This is a genomic window from Dyadobacter sp. CY356 (assembly GCF_021440195.1).
In the GTDB taxonomy this organism is placed as follows: domain Bacteria; phylum Bacteroidota; class Bacteroidia; order Cytophagales; family Spirosomataceae; genus Dyadobacter.
The window spans coordinates 432,015-446,436 of record NZ_JAJTSZ010000003.1; the positions used below are offsets into that span (position 1 = coordinate 432,015).

Below are 14,422 nucleotides of genomic sequence, written 5' to 3' on the forward strand. Positions count from 1 at the left end.
AAAATATTCGATTTCAATAATTACTATATTAGGATTATTGTTTCTACCTGACTAAAATTTGCTCTCTTTATGAATCACATTTTCCGAAAAACAATTCGTGTCCTGCTCTTTTCCCAGATTCTACTGAGTCCCGTTTATGCTCAGAATTTGATGGGTTTCGGGGCTGAATCTTCAAAAAAAGAAGTTGATCTGGAAGCTTCCTTTGACAAACAACTGCAAGCCAAAAATTTGCAGGAATGGATGAAAAGAATGACCGCATATCCGCATCAGTTAGGATCGGCATATGGACTTAATAATGCACTTTTCCTTCGTGATAAATTAGTTTCCTGGGGTTTTGAGGCACATCTGGATACGGTTCATGTTTTGTTCCCGACACCTAAGATCAGGATTGTAGAATTAACCGAACCAACAAAATTTAAGGCTTCTCTTACAGAACGTTCTGTGAAAGAAGATGCAACGTCCGGACAAACTAAAGATGTACTTCCGCCTTATCATGCTTTTTCAGCGGATGGTGACGTGACGGCCGAACTGGTTTATGTCAATTACGGAATCCCGGCAGATTATGACGAACTGGCCAAATTGGGAATCGATGTAAAAGGAAAGATTGTAATAGCAAAATATGGTAATTCCTGGCGTGGGATCAAACCAAAAGTAGCGTACGAACACGGTGCCATTGGTTGTATTATATACTCAGATCCAAAAGAAGATGGTTATTTTCAGGGTGAAGTTTACCCAAAAGGTCCGTTTAAAAACGATGCAGGCGCGCAGCGCGGTTCTGTTGTAGATTTGCCGCTCGCACCGGGTGATCCGCTTACAAATGGTTTTGTGGCCAGTGCAGAAAACAAACGTTTGTCGGTTAAGGACGCGCCGAGTATGATGAAAATCCCGGTTTTGCCTATTTCCTATGGTGATGCATTGCCTTTGTTAAAAGCATTGGGCGGACAAGTTGCTCCTGCGTCATGGCGTGGTGCTTTGCCGATTACCTACCACATCGGTCCGGGTCCTGCCAAAGTGCATTTGAAACTTGAATTTAATTTTGATATCGTTCCGGCCTATAATGTTATTGCCACGATTAAAGGAACAGAATTTCCTGATCAATGGGTTGTGCGAGGAAACCATCATGATGCCTGGGTTTTTGGTGCGAGTGACCCTGTGAGCGGTGCAGTAGCGGAACTTGAAGAAGCACGTGTGCTTGGAGAATTGATGAAAACCGGCTGGAAGCCAAAGAGGACAATTGTTTATTGCTGGTGGGACGGTGAAGAGCCAGGTTTGTTGGGTTCGACAGAGTGGGTTGAAAAGTATAAAAAAATAGTATCAGAAAAAACGGTTGTTTATCTGAATACGGATGGAAATGGACGTGGCTTTTTAGGCGTTGGCGGATCGCATACGCTGGAAAAATTTATTAACCAGGTTGGACAAAGTGTAACTGATCCTGAAAAAGGCGGAAGTGTTATCGAGCGTCTTCGTTCCAAAATGATTGTAGACGGACCAGCTTCTTCAAAAGCAGAAACCCGCAGTCGCAGCGACGTGCGCATCGGAGCGTTAGGTTCCGGTTCTGATTTTACACCATTTATACAGCATTTAGGTATTTCTTCGCTGAACCTTGGGTTTGGTGGTGAAGATGAAGGCGGCGATTATCATTCGATTTATGATTCCTATGATAATTATGTGCGTTTCAAAGATTCTGATTTTTCCTACGGCGTAGCACTTGCCAAAATGATGGGACGTTCTGTTTTGCGGTTTGCAGATGCGGAAATTCTGCCTTTTGATTTCAGTAATTTTTCAAATACCGTTCAAACATATGCAACGGAGATAAAACGCGATCTTGAATCTGTAAGAACAAAAGCAGAAGACCAGAATAAAATGATCTCTGAAAATCGTTTTGAAATTACTGCCGATCCGAAAGAGCCGTTTGTAAAGCCGATCCCGATGGAAGTTGCACCTTACCTGAATTTTGCACCGTTGGAAAACGCATTGACGCTCTTGGAAAAAAGTGCCTCTGCATATGCTTCCGCATCGGCCAAAATGACAACTTTGCCCGCAGATAAGTTGAAACAATTGAATGATATTTTATATAAATCAGAGCGTTTTCTGATCAATGAGCAAGGTTTGCCCAGACGTCCATGGTATAAACACCAGATTTATGCGCCTGGATTTTACACAGGTTATGGTGTGAAAACTTTGCCGATGATCCGCGAAGCAATCGAACAGCGTAACTGGTCTGAGGCAGATCAGGGAATCATGCGTGTGAGTGATGCGCTTAAAGCATTTACTGCTGAAATTGATAAGGCAACTGCTTTAATGAAATAAACCCGGAACTGTTCCCGGGTTTATCTTACGATTGGACATATTTTAATTCAGCCTTCAGCCCCTCAAATGTAGCCTTATATTTGGGGGGCACTTTTTTCAGGTCTACCGGAATTTCACGTCCGTCCACCGCCAGATAATGACATATTTCATTCATATGTTCGGGCTCTTTTTTTTCATCCCGGCAAATATGACCGATCAATTGTTCCAGTTCCTGATCCGACCAGCTTACCTTCGCAGTAGCCTCCTGTTTCATGGGAATCATACCACCAAAACGCTGCAATGTAATTTCCATAACAAAAACGATTTATACTTTTGCGGCATTCCAGCCGTCTCTTACCGCTTGTGCTTCAAGACTTCCCGTACCAAACAATTGTTCCCCTTTCTGTATTGTAAGATTTTTGAAATCGGCAAAGCTGGCGGTTGATTTTAAATTTTGCGTATCAGTCAAAGCCGCATACCAGATCCTCCCGGCCTTCTCCCAGGAATAACCGCCTAAATTAAAAGCTGTTACGTAAAAAGCAAAATTGGTAATTCCGGAATTGATATGAACGCCACCCCAGTCGCCGCGATCTGTGTCGGGTAAATTGACAAATTTATCAAAAGTCGCAGGCTGCGGATCCGTGCCCAGGTCCGGATGGTTAACATACCCTGTTCCCGGCGCTTTCATACTTCGCAAAGCATATTTGGCACCTTTCAAAACGTTTTCTCCAATCAGCCATTTCGATTTTTTAACATCCAGATTCAATAACCTTTGTTTGATCATGATACCAAAAACGTCAGAAACGGATTCATTCAAAGCACCGCTTTGCAAATGATATTCCAGACCGGATTCATACTGGGTGACGCCATGAGTCAGTTCGTGCCCGATAATGTCCGGGTCGGCTGTAAAGCTGCCGAAGATTTTGCCGTCTCCGTCACCATAAACCATGCGCTGACCGTCCCAGAACGCATTGTCATATTTATTATCGTAATGAATATAATGTTTCAAAACCATACCCAGATTATCCACAGAATTCCGGCCAAAGATTTGGAAATACATATCCCAGGTTGCAGTTCCGGCTGCGACCACATTTTTAGTATCAGCATCCATCGGCTTTTTTTCCTTTCCGTTGGCCCATACCAGTTTTCCTTTACTGAGCACAGTATCATGCTGCATGTCATAAACCTGCATTTTCATCACCGGTTTTGCAGCTTGCTTTGGTGGAGGTATTAAAGCGGCACGTTGTGTTTCCGTAAGTTTCGCAAAGAATGCACGATCACTCCTGAATCTTGAATTTCTCAGATCAGTATTCAGTGCCATTGGCAGTTTACTTTTGGTCGCTTCATCCAGCAATTTATCGCTCATATATGGAGGAATAATGCACTGGATAGGGTGATGTGATTTGTGGTGGCACATGGTTTAAGCTTGTTTTTAGTTTTAAAATGAAGTGGACTTTCAGCTCGGATAATCAGCCTATTAACGCATTGTCATTCTGCTTTCTTACCGCGATTTTCTTTATTAAAAATACATAAGCATTTTCCTTTTTCCTAATTATAAAACCGCATGTTACTGACCGGGAAATGGATGTAATACAGACTTATTTTACCAGCTTGTCGTGAGGTATTTTTTAAGGTTTTTGTTGAAGCAATGCTATCTTTTAGTCGTAATGATTAAAGCAATCCGGTATCAGGAATGATTTTTACAACGGGCGGAGTTACAGGCAAACGCATCTTTAAATTATTTGTACGATGAAATCACCAATTATTTTATTTCTATTGCTCCTGGTTTTACCGGGAAACGTAAGTGCACAGAAAATGGATACGACAAATCGATATATCAAAGTTTCAACCGGTTATCTTATGGTTTTAAGACAAGATGATAATGTGTTTGAAAATCTTGAAAAGCTGGCTGAGACTGAAAAGATCCAGTCCGCTAATATTTCAGGAATGGGTTTTGTCAATGCGAAATTTGGATTCTTCAATCAAAAAACGAAAGAATATGACCCCAAAGAATTTAATGATGTGGAAATGGCGGGCATGAGCGGATCCATTGCCTGGCAAAAAGAAAAGGTATCGCTCCATATTCATGGCGTTGTTACAGACAAAACCTTCCGTGCATTTGGCGGGCACATGCTGGCAGCAACAGTCAGTACAGGTTCTGTTGAAATCCTGGTCACAACACATGATAAAAAGCTCGAAAGAATCATGGAAGAACCTCTGGGGGCCAATGTTTTAAATCTTGGGAATTAAAGTTGGGTTTATAATTACCTTATTATAACAAAGAAACCTTCTTCCCGACTACCGGCTTATCGTAAAAAATCTGACAATTGGTGCAGTAATAACTTCTCCGTTTAGACTTACCCAGATATTCTTTCGCAAATGGTATATTACAGCGCGGACAAATCTTTTTAGTGTGGGCCAGCCAGTGTTTTTTCAAAGTAAATTCCTTTTTCCATTCCAGAAAGTCGAAGCTGTAATTCCGGGTTTCTGCTATCATTTCTTTAAGTTTGGCTTCCGGAATTTCACCCAAAATACTCAAAGGGTGTAATCTGATTCTGAATAGAACTTCATTTTTGATTATATTACCTGAGCCTGCAAAAATATCCTGATCAAGCAAAGCATCGCAGGCAAACATCTTTGGAGCAGCTTTTAATTTCTTCAAAGCCTTTTCGGGATTCCATTGCGCCGCCATAATATCGGTTTCCCAATCATAGATTTTACCCGCCGGCCCTTCCAGAATTTTGACGGAGCAGGCGTAAAAATTCAGTTCGTGGTTTTTTATTTCAAGGGTTAACCGTGGAGTGGTTTTTTTCTTTTCGTTGATCAGATAACTTCCAAAAAGCATAAAGTGAATGCGTAAGGTAAAGTCTTCAAAACAAATCAGAAAGTGTTTTCCCCAGGATCTGATATCAATAATTTTCTTATCAATCAGCCGTTCCATATCAATTTTATTGCTATTTCCCTCAGCGTAATCAATATTCTGACCTTTGATATGAAGGGCTTCAACGGCTTCTTTTAGAATAACAATGGATGGTCCTTCCGGCATAAAAATCAGATTTGAGAATAAATTTGAATGCTGATGGCAAATTTCGTGCCGTCCTGGTAACCCATTAAAAAAGAAAATTCCGTTACAGATATTAACTTCTGCAACGGAATTTTTTCTATTAGCTTTTCTTATAAAATGACCATAATATCAGAGTCTGGATTTTTATTTTTATGTAGATATTCCCAGTCTACGATTTTGTATTCCTGATAAATATTATTGATATCCTCCGGATCTTTTCCTCCTTCCGTATCAACAAAAGATTGTAAAACTTTGCTGTAATGTCCCTCATGGCGGTTACCATCCTGATCGATAAAGCGAAGTGCTGTGTGGTCGGCGGGCATACTTATATTTTCCATAGTATTATAATTGATGGTTACGGAAATTAAGGTTCAAAAATAATGCCAGATATGCTAAGTAAGCGGCAAGAGCCAAGGTGCGTTTTTAAAGTACAGCAGTAGGTAAGCAGAAGATAGGAAACTAATTTTTATCAGGCCGCAAGTCTTTCAAGAATCAGTTTGCAGGGAATTTCGGAAGTAACAATCACGGTATGAGACAGGTATAGGGGTATGGTAAACACATCTCCCGGTTTGAGATGATTGTCTTCACCGTCAACAATAATATTACAGCTGCCTTCTACGATCAGAAAAGTTTCGTATTCATCCTTGTGGATTTCAGGCGGAGCACCGTTTTTAATCCAGACAATCGCCGTCGTTTTTTCCGGTGTTGCGCAGATAATGCGGGCGTCAATTTCATCCAAAGGCTCGGTAAGTGCCAGATCGGGTCTGTTAAGCCATTCCTCAAAATCTGATATTAAAGAATTTGCATGAAGTTTTGGTGGAAACGATGGCTTTTCACCTTTGCCTATGCGCTCCATATATTCCACAGTGGCCATCAAAAAAGGCTTAATTACCGGGTCAACCGTTGTTGCCTGGCTAAGGGCATAATTTTCCAGAGCAACCTCAATGATATAAAGTTCCTCCTTCACTTCGTGATATTTGGTCGCCATCAGCTCCACCAGTGCATTTTCATCAGGACTGGCGTCTCCCCTGACATACATTTCCAATATTCCTGACTCAATAAACTCTCTAACTTCGCTCATTTGATTGCTTGATCTTAAATCTGCTAAGTACGTATCAGAGTTTTTTATTTTGGAATGAAAAGAAGAATTTTTTCCTCTCCAAAAATCTAGGACGACATAACAGTATTTGCTACAAATATAACGCAATAGAACTATACATCGTTCGGGCCTGGCAACTGGAGCCTGGATTTCTCACTTTTAAATTATATTGCATAGCTCTTCATAATTTCAGTTGTTAAAAGATGAACAAATCGCCACTGACAGTTTTTATTGAAAATACCATTCCTGCGTCAAATGATACACTGACGGCCATAGCGGAGCATTTTGAAGAAAAAACCTTCCGGAAAAACGAATATTTTTTGAAAGAAGGAAATGTCAGTGACAGCTATTTCTTTTTGGCGGATGGCTGTATGAGAGCTTTCACTTTCGATACCGATGGCAATGAAGTGACAACTTACTTTTATACCAAAAACAGGGTTGTGTTCGAAGCGGCGTCCTTTTTCATGCATACCGTATCTACTGAAAATATTCAGGCGCTGACAGACTGTACCGGTTACATCATCACATTTGAAAAACTGAACATGCTCTTTCACTCCATTCCTGAATTTCGGGAATTTGGACGGGCGATGCTTGTTAAAGAATTTGTTGCGTTTAAGCAACGAACGTTGGGTATGATCAATAAAAGTGCGGAAGCGCGTTACGAAAATCTGATCAGTACGGAGAAGGAAATTTTTAAATATGCCCAGCTAAAATACATTGCCTCCTATCTCGGGATTACCGATACTTCTCTGAGCAGAATAAGACGCGAATTTTCGAAAAAATAGTTGCGCAATCCATTTCTTGCCATTTGGCAAGTACATTCGGCGTGTTGATTTATTCCTTTGTCCTACAAATCATCAAGCAATGGAAAATCTACCAATTTACGTCTATCTGGTTTTTGGGCTTACCGTATCAGCAGCTCTGTTTTTATTTTACAAAGCTACAAATCATTCAACGCTATTTTTGGTTATCGTCGTTAGCTGGATGATCGCACAAACGGTTATTAGCTTTTCAGGTTTTTACAAAATTACCAATACGCTTCCACCAAGAGTTGGTTTATTATTAATGCCGCCTTTGGTTATGACCATTATACTTTTTTCGACAAATAAAGGAAAAATCTTTGTTGATAATCTGAATGCTAAATCGCTGACATTGTTCCATATTATCCGTTTACCCGTTGAGCTGACGTTATTCTGGCTTTTTATGCACAAACTGGTACCAGAATTAATGACTTTTGAAGGCCGGAATTTTGATATCATTTCAGGTATTTCTGCACCGGTGATTTTTTATTTTGGTTTTGTAAAAAGAAAATTGAGCAGAAAAATAATTTTGCTGTGGAATTTTGCCTGTCTGGGCTTACTGGTCAATATTGCCATTAATGCGATTTTATCCGTTCCCGGTGCATTTCAGCACTTCGCTTTTGATCAGCCAAATATTGGGATTCTGATGTTTCCTTTTGTATTTCTGCCATCAGTTTTAGTACCAATGGTACTGTTCTCGCACCTTGCCATGATCAGACGAATTTCGCTTGGGAAAAAGATCTGATCATGAGCAATGATCCGGGGCTGACAGGCAATCACAAAGCAAGTTCCAAATCCGGTGATATGCTGAATTCTTTTTCCAAATGCTCGTTATACAACTGCATGTCACGCACGATGTCTGCGTTTTTTTCGACATCATGGAAATGTATGCTTTTCAGAGGCGTCATGCCTGTAAATGCATTCATTCGGTGGAAGCCAAAAAGCGGACCATTGTCTACGCTGGTTTCATTGAAAAATTCACCGGGAATTGTAAAGGCCTCTTTGGGTGCATTCCAGGAAGTGGTTACCATATATTTTTTTCCTTTTAACATACCTCCTGTGCCATAATTGATCGCCGGATTTTTTGACGAGCGGCCGTCGCTGTGATAAATCCCGTTATTGTGGCCTTCTGTAAATACTACGTCAATGTATTTTTTGAAACCGTGGGGCAACTGAAACCACCAGACAGGTGTATGATATATTACAAAATCCGCCCACTTATACTTGTCAACCTCTTCTTTGGGATCGTAATCATGATTGATATTGGTTGTTTTAACTTCGAATCCTTCCAGTTGCAGGAAAAATTCTTTGGTTGTATTTGCAATGGTTTCATTAAACCGTCCACCCGAGTGACCAAATTTTTGTCCTCCGTTGATGATGAATATTTTAGTCATTTTGATATCTCTTTTTTGATGACACAAAATTACTGCGGCAGAATCCATTATAAAAATAACATGAATCATGGGTTGATATCAGAATTATGATGCAATAATAGCCACTTTGACAGTACTTAATACGTCTCCATCACTTTCAGTTTATTTCTGTCATTTATTTTGATAGATGCAAAGGAAAGTTTGTAACAAACGAATCCTGCCGCCATTAGCGCACCACCAACGATAAATGCGGAAGCATCGCTTGTGAAACGCTTGTCATCCACGCCTTTGTTCGCAAAATCCGCACCTATGTAAATTAAGCCTGCAATCGGAAAGTAATAGGATGCTTCTGTGACAAAGGGAATCCGTTTGGAAACTTTGATAAGTCGTACATCTTTCAGCATAATTTCTCTGGAATCCATTTTACCGGTTGCTTCATTGGCGATGGTGAAAGACGAGTCTGATATACTGACGATTGCCGATTTGAACCGGATATCTTCATGATGCATCCTGAACTTTACCTGATCCCCGGGAAAAAAGCGATAGCGACGAAATTTACCGATACGTGGGGCAGAATCCAGGATCAGGTATTTCTGGCCGGCAAGTCCTGTAATATTCTTATTGCCATTTTGCCTGAAAAAAAGCTCTTCACTGGTTAGTGCTTTTGTACGATCATAGGCGTCTTGTGACCGGACAGAGGAATTGATCAGTATCACCGCGAAAACCAAAAAAAGATATTTTTTCATGAAAGACTTGAATGGTTCATATAGGGAGGTATTCGTTTAAATGAGTATTAGTGTTGCATTGTTGCTGCTCTTGATCAAGGTTGTCGTATTAATATTTCTTTGATGTGTAGTAAAAGAGAAGACTGTTGAAAAAACCAAATCTCCGGTTACTAACTGTCTCTCTGATTTTATGGTTGTATCAAAACTTATTCGTAATTTTTAGTATCATTTTCAATGTTAAACATTATGTAACTCATTATTAATCAATACTTTTAAAGTAATAAATTTATGAAAAGGGGAAATTTTATTTCAGCATTGATTATAATTTTTTCAGTGCCGTCTATTGCCTGGGCCAACGTTAAAAGAGTCTTTTCAAGAAGTGAAAGAGGCTTTAAAATTCCATCGGGAGAAGGAAGAATTCACGGACATATTCAGCTAAAAGGTGTCAACGCCAACATGCTTGATGTCAAAATATCCGGAAGTGATACCAACGGAGATCTGGCGATTTTTGAACAGACATCGCTCTCGCAGGGCAGAGGCACGCCGCTGCACATACATCCATTACAGGACGAGATTTTTTATGTAATGGATGGTTCCTACATTTTCAAGGTCGGAGAAGATAAGTATGATTTGAAAACTGGCGACAGCATTTTTCTGCCCCGCAAAGTCCCGCATGCCTGGACACAGGTTTCAGAAAAGGGTAAAATGCTTGTTATATTACAACCTGCCGGCAAGCTTGAAAATTTCTTTGTGACCATGGCTGGTTTGGATCATATACCCGCACAAGAGGAAATCATAAGGATTTTTAATGAGAATGAAATGCAGGTTGTCGGGCCTGGGTTGAAGGTTGATTGATTAGGATAAAATTTTAGTTGATGCTCTGTATGAAAATAACGATGTTATGATTAAGTTGGCAGCAAGTTGCTGCACATACCGGCAGATGCGTTGAATAAAGAATATGATTTGATCGCCTGGTTTATGAGCAAGAATCAATTAAAACCATTCGTAAAACTCACGAGACTAAATCCCGTGAGTCTCCAGAAAAGTAATATTTTTAAACCGTCTGATCATCAACAATCCCCTCCGGTCCATTTTTCTTCACTGACTCAATTCCGTTATCTCTTCCTGATGTGCTCTCATACATTTCGCTGCTGCCGATGATCTGGCCGTTGGTGGCTTTCAGGCTGAAAAAGTATTTGCCATTCGTGGAAGTTTTCTTTTCATAACGCGCCTCGTCTGGCGAATTTTTCTTGACAGATTCTATTCCGTTTTCGCAGGAACTTTTGGTACTATATCCTTCGCTGGCCAGAATGACCTGACCATTGTCCGCTTTTAAGTTAAACTGAAACTCACCATTTGCACGTTTGGTTATCACATACTTGCCCATAATAAACTGGTTTTGTGTATAGAATTTTTTACGGTGGTAAGTAAACGTTTTGATTGAAAAAATGCAAATTATATCTCAAATTTGAATATTTTGAGATATATGGAAGGTAGCAAAACACGGTAATTCTAAACAACATCCATCTTCCTGAACTCAGTAGGCGTCTTCCCTGTATATTTTCTAAACTGTTTACAAAAATGACTCTCATCCGTATAGCCAAATTCATCTGCTATTTCTGAAAGTGAAAGCTGGCTATAAAGCAGCCGCGCTTCGATGAGTTTGATTTTGTGTTTGACGATGTATTGTTTTAAAGATTCGCCGGTTTGTTTTTTGAAAAAGATGCTGATATAGGCAGGCGCATAGTTGAAAACCTCAGCCAGATGTTCCATCGTCAGTTCCGCCGGATTGTAAATATGCTGCCTGACGTATAACAGTATGGGTTCCACAGAATCCTTTAAAACAGCTTTCGTCCGCGTTTGCCCCAACAAATTCCGGGCAAGGATCACCATCATACTTTGCATCAGACTATCACGAACAATCTCGAAATAAGGCGATTGATGGTTTTCATATTCTCCTTCCAGAATCGTCAGCAGGCTATGAAGTTTCTGTTTTTCCGGTTTATCTTCAACAATGGAGCCTCTACTTTGGGAAGATGTATACAGCAAAGCCTGCCTGATCTGCTGCCAGGGACTATCCTTTTCTGCCTTATGATTTTTGTTGAATAACTCATTAAAACGTATAAAACAGAATTCTGTCAGGTCTTCGATTTCAAAATCATGGAAATCTTCAGGGCCCAGAAGAAAAACATCACCTTCCTGATATCGGAACGTATTCCCGTTGATATTATGAACGCCCTTACCTTTCAGAATAAAAATAATCTCGAAATACGTGTGTTTGTGCACCGAGTGCATCCACTTTTCCGCCTCAAAATGATAGATGTTGAAAGGCGTATGAAGTATGTATCGTTTCATAATAAATTGGCAGAGCGACAAACATACCGAGAAATATTAGATTTTTACAATGAACTGAAATTTCCGTCTGGCTAGTTTTGTGTCGGCATAGCCAGTTATGCTGACCATACTTACTACGCTATGAAATATATTTCCCTTTCAATTCTTGTTATAATAAGCATTTTCACACTTTCATCCATGAAGAAGGCCGATGAATGGACAGTACTTCTGGACAAGGATTTATCTCAGTGGGAATCTTATCTAAGTTATCGTCACAAAAATGGCTATAATGGAAAAATACCGAAAGATGCCTCGGGTGCAGATATTGCTCCGATTGGTTATAACAAGGACGACACGCATGTTTTTTCAATTTTAAATGAGCCCGGCGGACCGGTGCTGCGGGTAAGCGGTGAAATATATGGCTGCCTGATTTCCCGCGAAGTATACAAAAACTACCATCTGAAACTTCTGGTGAAATGGGGAAAGGATAAGTATGAGCCGCGGATAGAAAAGTTACGCGATTCGGGTATTCTGTATCATTCCATCGGACCTGCCGGTACAGAATACTTTCGTTCGTGGATGCTTTCGCAGGAATTTCAGATTATGGAAGGGCACATGGGCGATTTCTGGTGCCAGGCCAATTCGGCCATTGACATCCGTTCTTATCCTTCGGAAGGCGTCATGAACAGGGTTGCCGACGAAAAACAGCCCTTTGGCGTTTTCAAAAGTGGCAGCGATTATTTCTGTCTTCGCTCTGTGGATTATGAAAAACCAGCAGGAGAATGGAATACGCTGGAACTGATCTGTGTCGACGGGAAAAGTCTGCATATCGTGAACGGGCGTGTGGTGATGGTACTGCAAAACTCACGGTATATTGAATCTGATGGAAAAGAAGTGCCGATGACCAGCGGCAAAATCCAGCTGCAAAGCGAAGCCGCCGAGGTTTTTTACAAAGACATCCGAATCAAACCGCTTTCAGCCATGCCGAAAGAATACGAGAAACTGTTTCTCTGAAACATTCGCTCGCCCCGATTTGCAATCGGGGCGTTGCTGGTTAAGCGTTTGTAACGCGATTAAATAAAATAGCGTTACAAACGCCAAACAACTCAACCCCGATTGCAAATCGGGGTTAGCGGTAAAGAAATCATTACGAAAGCACTTCCGGCTTTGTTATATGATTTCTTATCACGAATTTTAGTGCAAGAACAAACGCCCGGACCCAATAATAATCCATTATTTCGGTCCTTGCATCAAACTGAAAGCCGACCGCCGAAAGCCGACCGCCAAATGACCGACCTCGAACAATACCTCCATTCCTATTTCACCTTTGATCAGGACGACCTCGTGAAAGTGTCTGCGCTGTTCAAAAAGAAAACTTTGAATAAAGGCGATTATTTCCTGAAAGCGGGCAAAAAGTGTAATCAGCTCTGTTTCATTCAATCCGGACTTTTGCGGATTTATGCCGATGTTGACGGCAAGGAAGTAACGCAGTGGATATCAACCAAAGGTTATTTTGTGGCAGATCTGTCAAGTTTGCTTTTTCAAACGCCGTCGCTCTGGAATATGCAGGCACTAACGAACCTGGACATATTTGTGATTGAACGGGCGGAATACAACCGGCTGGGCGAGATTATCCCGAAATGGCCGGAGACGGAAAAGTTGTTTCTTGCCCATTGTTTCAAGATGATGGAAGACCGGATTTTTTCATTTATCTCCATGACAGCCGAGGAACGTTACCATTTTTTCTTCGAGAAAAACCGTGAGATTTTCAATCAGGTGCCGCTGCAATACCTTGCTTCCATGTTGGGTATGACGCCAGAAACGATCAGCCGTATCCGGAGAAAACAGCTGATATGATCCCGTAAAAACCGAAACACAAAAATGCTTTATTTTCCTGCAAAACCGTTTTCTTGATTTTTGTCAAGTAAACTGGCGTTGCCGACCGGTACCTTTGTAACATACTAAACCAAGTCATAAATCATGTTTTTAGGACATTACGGTCTCGCCCTAGCCGCGAAGAAAATCGCTCCCAAAGTTTCGCTTACCATGCTTTTTGTTGCCGTGGAATTTGTTGATATCCTGTGGCCGTTTCTGTTGATCTTCAATATTGAAACCGTGAAAGTACATCCCGGTTTTACCGAAGTGACACCTTTCGAGTTTGTCCATTATCCCTATACGCACAGTCTTTTTATGGGAATTGTCTGGGGACTTATCGTTGGCGGCTGCTTCTGGCTTTTCAAAAAGGATACCAAAAGCGCGGTTATTGTTGGTCTTGCCGTGTTGAGTCACTGGTTTCTGGACGTTATTGTCCATATCCCGGATCTGCCTCTGACGCCTTTTGGTGATTTCAAAGTCGGGATGGGTTTATGGAATTATAAGATGATCACCATATTGCTGGAAAGTATCATCTTTTTCGGCGGCGTTTATATTTATGCAAAAAGCACGAAAGCCATCAACGCCCAGGGAACCTGGGGGTTATGGATCATGACCGGCTTTTTCCTTCTGGCCAACGCCTACAACCTGTTCGGCCCGCCACCGGAAGATAATGTCATGGTTTTGTTTGTTTCGTTTGTGGTTTTGCAGGTGATTGTGCTGGGATTGGCCTGGTGGGTTGATAAGAATAGGGTGATGGTTGGGGAGTCAGTTTGATTTTCTTTCCGACGCCTAAGAAAAAGCATAATCTGACACATCATAAACACTCCGGCATACCAAAATATACCGGAGTGTTTACCATTAAC

At 41.0% G+C, this 14,422-nt stretch carries 17 protein-coding genes; 8 read left to right on the plus strand and 9 right to left on the minus strand.

What is annotated here, in order from left to right; all coding sequences use genetic code 11:
* The first annotated feature begins 69 nt into the window (after positions 1-69).
* The gene (locus tag LXL81_RS13710) at positions 70-2,310 is read left to right on the plus strand and encodes a transferrin receptor-like dimerization domain-containing protein (RefSeq protein WP_234647356.1); all 2,241 of its coding nucleotides are present in this window, start codon (positions 70-72) and stop codon (positions 2,308-2,310) included.
* A 25-nt stretch (positions 2,311-2,335) separates the two neighbouring features.
* Here the strand turns inward: LXL81_RS13710 and LXL81_RS13715 are convergent, their stop codons facing one another.
* Together LXL81_RS13715 and LXL81_RS13720 are read right to left on the minus strand one after the other, a co-directional pair.
* The gene (locus LXL81_RS13715) at positions 2,336-2,602 is read right to left on the minus strand and encodes a hypothetical protein (RefSeq protein ID WP_234647357.1); all 267 of its coding nucleotides are present in this window, start codon (positions 2,600-2,602) and stop codon (positions 2,336-2,338) included.
* A gap of 12 nt (positions 2,603-2,614) precedes the next feature.
* Positions 2,615-3,655, minus strand: a complete 1,041-nt coding sequence (locus LXL81_RS13720; RefSeq protein ID WP_234647358.1) for a M4 family metallopeptidase — start codon at positions 3,653-3,655, stop codon at positions 2,615-2,617.
* A 383-nt stretch (positions 3,656-4,038) separates the two neighbouring features.
* Here LXL81_RS13720 and LXL81_RS13725 point away from each other — a divergent pair, with 383 nt between their 5' ends.
* The gene (locus LXL81_RS13725; RefSeq protein WP_234647359.1) at positions 4,039-4,539 is read left to right on the plus strand and encodes a PPC domain-containing DNA-binding protein; all 501 of its coding nucleotides are present in this window, start codon (positions 4,039-4,041) and stop codon (positions 4,537-4,539) included.
* A 22-nt stretch (positions 4,540-4,561) separates the two neighbouring features.
* Here LXL81_RS13725 and LXL81_RS13730 read toward each other — a convergent pair whose 3' ends face one another.
* The 3 genes from LXL81_RS13730 to LXL81_RS13740 form a co-directional block, all read right to left on the minus strand.
* A complete protein-coding gene (locus LXL81_RS13730; protein WP_234647360.1) occupies positions 4,562-5,335 on the minus strand; it encodes a DNA-formamidopyrimidine glycosylase family protein in 774 nt (257 codons plus the stop codon).
* Positions 5,336-5,463: 128 nt separating this feature from the next.
* Entirely contained in the window at positions 5,464-5,691 is a 228-nt protein-coding gene (locus LXL81_RS13735) for a hypothetical protein (RefSeq protein WP_234647361.1), read from the minus strand.
* 131 nt (positions 5,692-5,822) lie between these two features.
* Positions 5,823-6,434, minus strand: coding sequence for a cupin domain-containing protein (locus tag LXL81_RS13740; protein ID WP_234647362.1), 612 nt, complete (start codon positions 6,432-6,434; stop codon positions 5,823-5,825).
* A gap of 221 nt (positions 6,435-6,655) precedes the next feature.
* Between LXL81_RS13740 and LXL81_RS13745 the strand changes: the two genes are divergently transcribed.
* Positions 6,656-7,237 carry a Crp/Fnr family transcriptional regulator gene (locus LXL81_RS13745; RefSeq protein WP_234647363.1) on the plus strand — a complete coding sequence of 194 codons (582 nt, stop codon included), beginning with the start codon at positions 6,656-6,658 and terminating at the stop codon, positions 7,235-7,237.
* A gap of 79 nt (positions 7,238-7,316) precedes the next feature.
* On the plus strand, positions 7,317-7,997 hold the full coding sequence (locus LXL81_RS13750; protein WP_234647364.1) for a hypothetical protein: 681 nt from the start codon (positions 7,317-7,319) through the stop codon (positions 7,995-7,997).
* A 31-nt stretch (positions 7,998-8,028) separates the two neighbouring features.
* Here the strand turns inward: LXL81_RS13750 and LXL81_RS13755 are convergent, their stop codons facing one another.
* Positions 8,029-8,646 (minus strand): NAD(P)H-dependent oxidoreductase, encoded by a 618-nt coding sequence (locus tag LXL81_RS13755; protein ID WP_234647365.1) that lies wholly within the window; start codon positions 8,644-8,646, stop codon positions 8,029-8,031.
* A 116-nt stretch (positions 8,647-8,762) separates the two neighbouring features.
* Entirely contained in the window at positions 8,763-9,371 is a 609-nt protein-coding gene (locus LXL81_RS13760; RefSeq protein ID WP_234647366.1) for a hypothetical protein, read from the minus strand.
* A gap of 267 nt (positions 9,372-9,638) precedes the next feature.
* Between LXL81_RS13760 and LXL81_RS13765 the strand changes: the two genes are divergently transcribed.
* A complete protein-coding gene (locus tag LXL81_RS13765) occupies positions 9,639-10,205 on the plus strand; it encodes a cupin domain-containing protein (RefSeq protein WP_234647367.1) in 567 nt (188 codons plus the stop codon).
* Between the two features lie 199 nt (positions 10,206-10,404).
* Here LXL81_RS13765 and LXL81_RS13770 read toward each other — a convergent pair whose 3' ends face one another.
* Both LXL81_RS13770 and LXL81_RS13775 read right to left on the minus strand, forming a co-directional pair.
* Positions 10,405-10,737: a YegP family protein gene (locus tag LXL81_RS13770; protein ID WP_234647368.1), complete on the minus strand. Its 333-nt coding sequence runs from the start codon at positions 10,735-10,737 to the stop codon at positions 10,405-10,407.
* 125 nt (positions 10,738-10,862) lie between these two features.
* Positions 10,863-11,705 (minus strand): AraC family transcriptional regulator, encoded by an 843-nt coding sequence (locus LXL81_RS13775; protein WP_234647369.1) that lies wholly within the window; start codon positions 11,703-11,705, stop codon positions 10,863-10,865.
* 177 nt (positions 11,706-11,882) lie between these two features.
* On the opposite strand from LXL81_RS13775, the gene LXL81_RS13780 reads away from it, so the two are divergent.
* The 3 genes from LXL81_RS13780 to LXL81_RS13790 all read left to right on the plus strand — a co-directional run bounded on the left by LXL81_RS13780 (position 11,883) and on the right by LXL81_RS13790 (position 14,333).
* Positions 11,883-12,698: a DUF1080 domain-containing protein gene (locus LXL81_RS13780; RefSeq protein WP_234647370.1), complete on the plus strand. Its 816-nt coding sequence runs from the start codon at positions 11,883-11,885 to the stop codon at positions 12,696-12,698.
* A gap of 273 nt (positions 12,699-12,971) precedes the next feature.
* On the plus strand, positions 12,972-13,541 hold the full coding sequence (locus LXL81_RS13785) for a Crp/Fnr family transcriptional regulator (RefSeq protein ID WP_234647371.1): 570 nt from the start codon (positions 12,972-12,974) through the stop codon (positions 13,539-13,541).
* 123 nt (positions 13,542-13,664) lie between these two features.
* Positions 13,665-14,333, plus strand: coding sequence for a metal-dependent hydrolase (locus tag LXL81_RS13790; protein ID WP_234647372.1), 669 nt, complete (start codon positions 13,665-13,667; stop codon positions 14,331-14,333).
* Positions 14,334-14,422: the final 89 nt, after the last annotated feature.

Excerpts from the sequence above, each read along its gene's own strand:
- LXL81_RS13715 (WP_234647357.1), bottom strand. The coding sequence starts at position 2,602 with ATGGAAATTACATTGCAGCGTTTTGGTGGTATGATTCCCATGAAACAG.
- LXL81_RS13790 (WP_234647372.1), top strand. The coding sequence starts at position 13,665 with ATGTTTTTAGGACATTACGGTCTCGCCCTAGCCGCGAAGAAAATCGCT.
- LXL81_RS13745 (WP_234647363.1), top strand. The coding sequence starts at position 6,656 with ATGAACAAATCGCCACTGACAGTTTTTATTGAAAATACCATTCCTGCG.
- LXL81_RS13760 (WP_234647366.1), bottom strand. The coding sequence starts at position 9,371 with ATGAAAAAATATCTTTTTTTGGTTTTCGCGGTGATACTGATCAATTCC.
- LXL81_RS13765 (WP_234647367.1), top strand. The coding sequence starts at position 9,639 with ATGAAAAGGGGAAATTTTATTTCAGCATTGATTATAATTTTTTCAGTG.
- LXL81_RS13725 (WP_234647359.1), top strand. The coding sequence starts at position 4,039 with ATGAAATCACCAATTATTTTATTTCTATTGCTCCTGGTTTTACCGGGA.
- LXL81_RS13770 (WP_234647368.1), bottom strand. The coding sequence starts at position 10,737 with ATGGGCAAGTATGTGATAACCAAACGTGCAAATGGTGAGTTTCAGTTT.
- LXL81_RS13785 (WP_234647371.1), top strand. The coding sequence starts at position 12,972 with ATGACCGACCTCGAACAATACCTCCATTCCTATTTCACCTTTGATCAG.
- LXL81_RS13750 (WP_234647364.1), top strand. The coding sequence starts at position 7,317 with ATGGAAAATCTACCAATTTACGTCTATCTGGTTTTTGGGCTTACCGTA.
- LXL81_RS13740 (WP_234647362.1), bottom strand. The coding sequence starts at position 6,434 with ATGAGCGAAGTTAGAGAGTTTATTGAGTCAGGAATATTGGAAATGTAT.
- LXL81_RS13720 (WP_234647358.1), bottom strand. The coding sequence starts at position 3,655 with ATGAGCGATAAATTGCTGGATGAAGCGACCAAAAGTAAACTGCCAATG.
- LXL81_RS13735 (WP_234647361.1), bottom strand. The coding sequence starts at position 5,691 with ATGGAAAATATAAGTATGCCCGCCGACCACACAGCACTTCGCTTTATC.
- LXL81_RS13730 (WP_234647360.1), bottom strand. The coding sequence starts at position 5,335 with ATGCCGGAAGGACCATCCATTGTTATTCTAAAAGAAGCCGTTGAAGCC.
- LXL81_RS13710 (WP_234647356.1), top strand. The coding sequence starts at position 70 with ATGAATCACATTTTCCGAAAAACAATTCGTGTCCTGCTCTTTTCCCAG.
- LXL81_RS13775 (WP_234647369.1), bottom strand. The coding sequence starts at position 11,705 with ATGAAACGATACATACTTCATACGCCTTTCAACATCTATCATTTTGAG.
- LXL81_RS13780 (WP_234647370.1), top strand. The coding sequence starts at position 11,883 with ATGAAGAAGGCCGATGAATGGACAGTACTTCTGGACAAGGATTTATCT.
- LXL81_RS13755 (WP_234647365.1), bottom strand. The coding sequence starts at position 8,646 with ATGACTAAAATATTCATCATCAACGGAGGACAAAAATTTGGTCACTCG.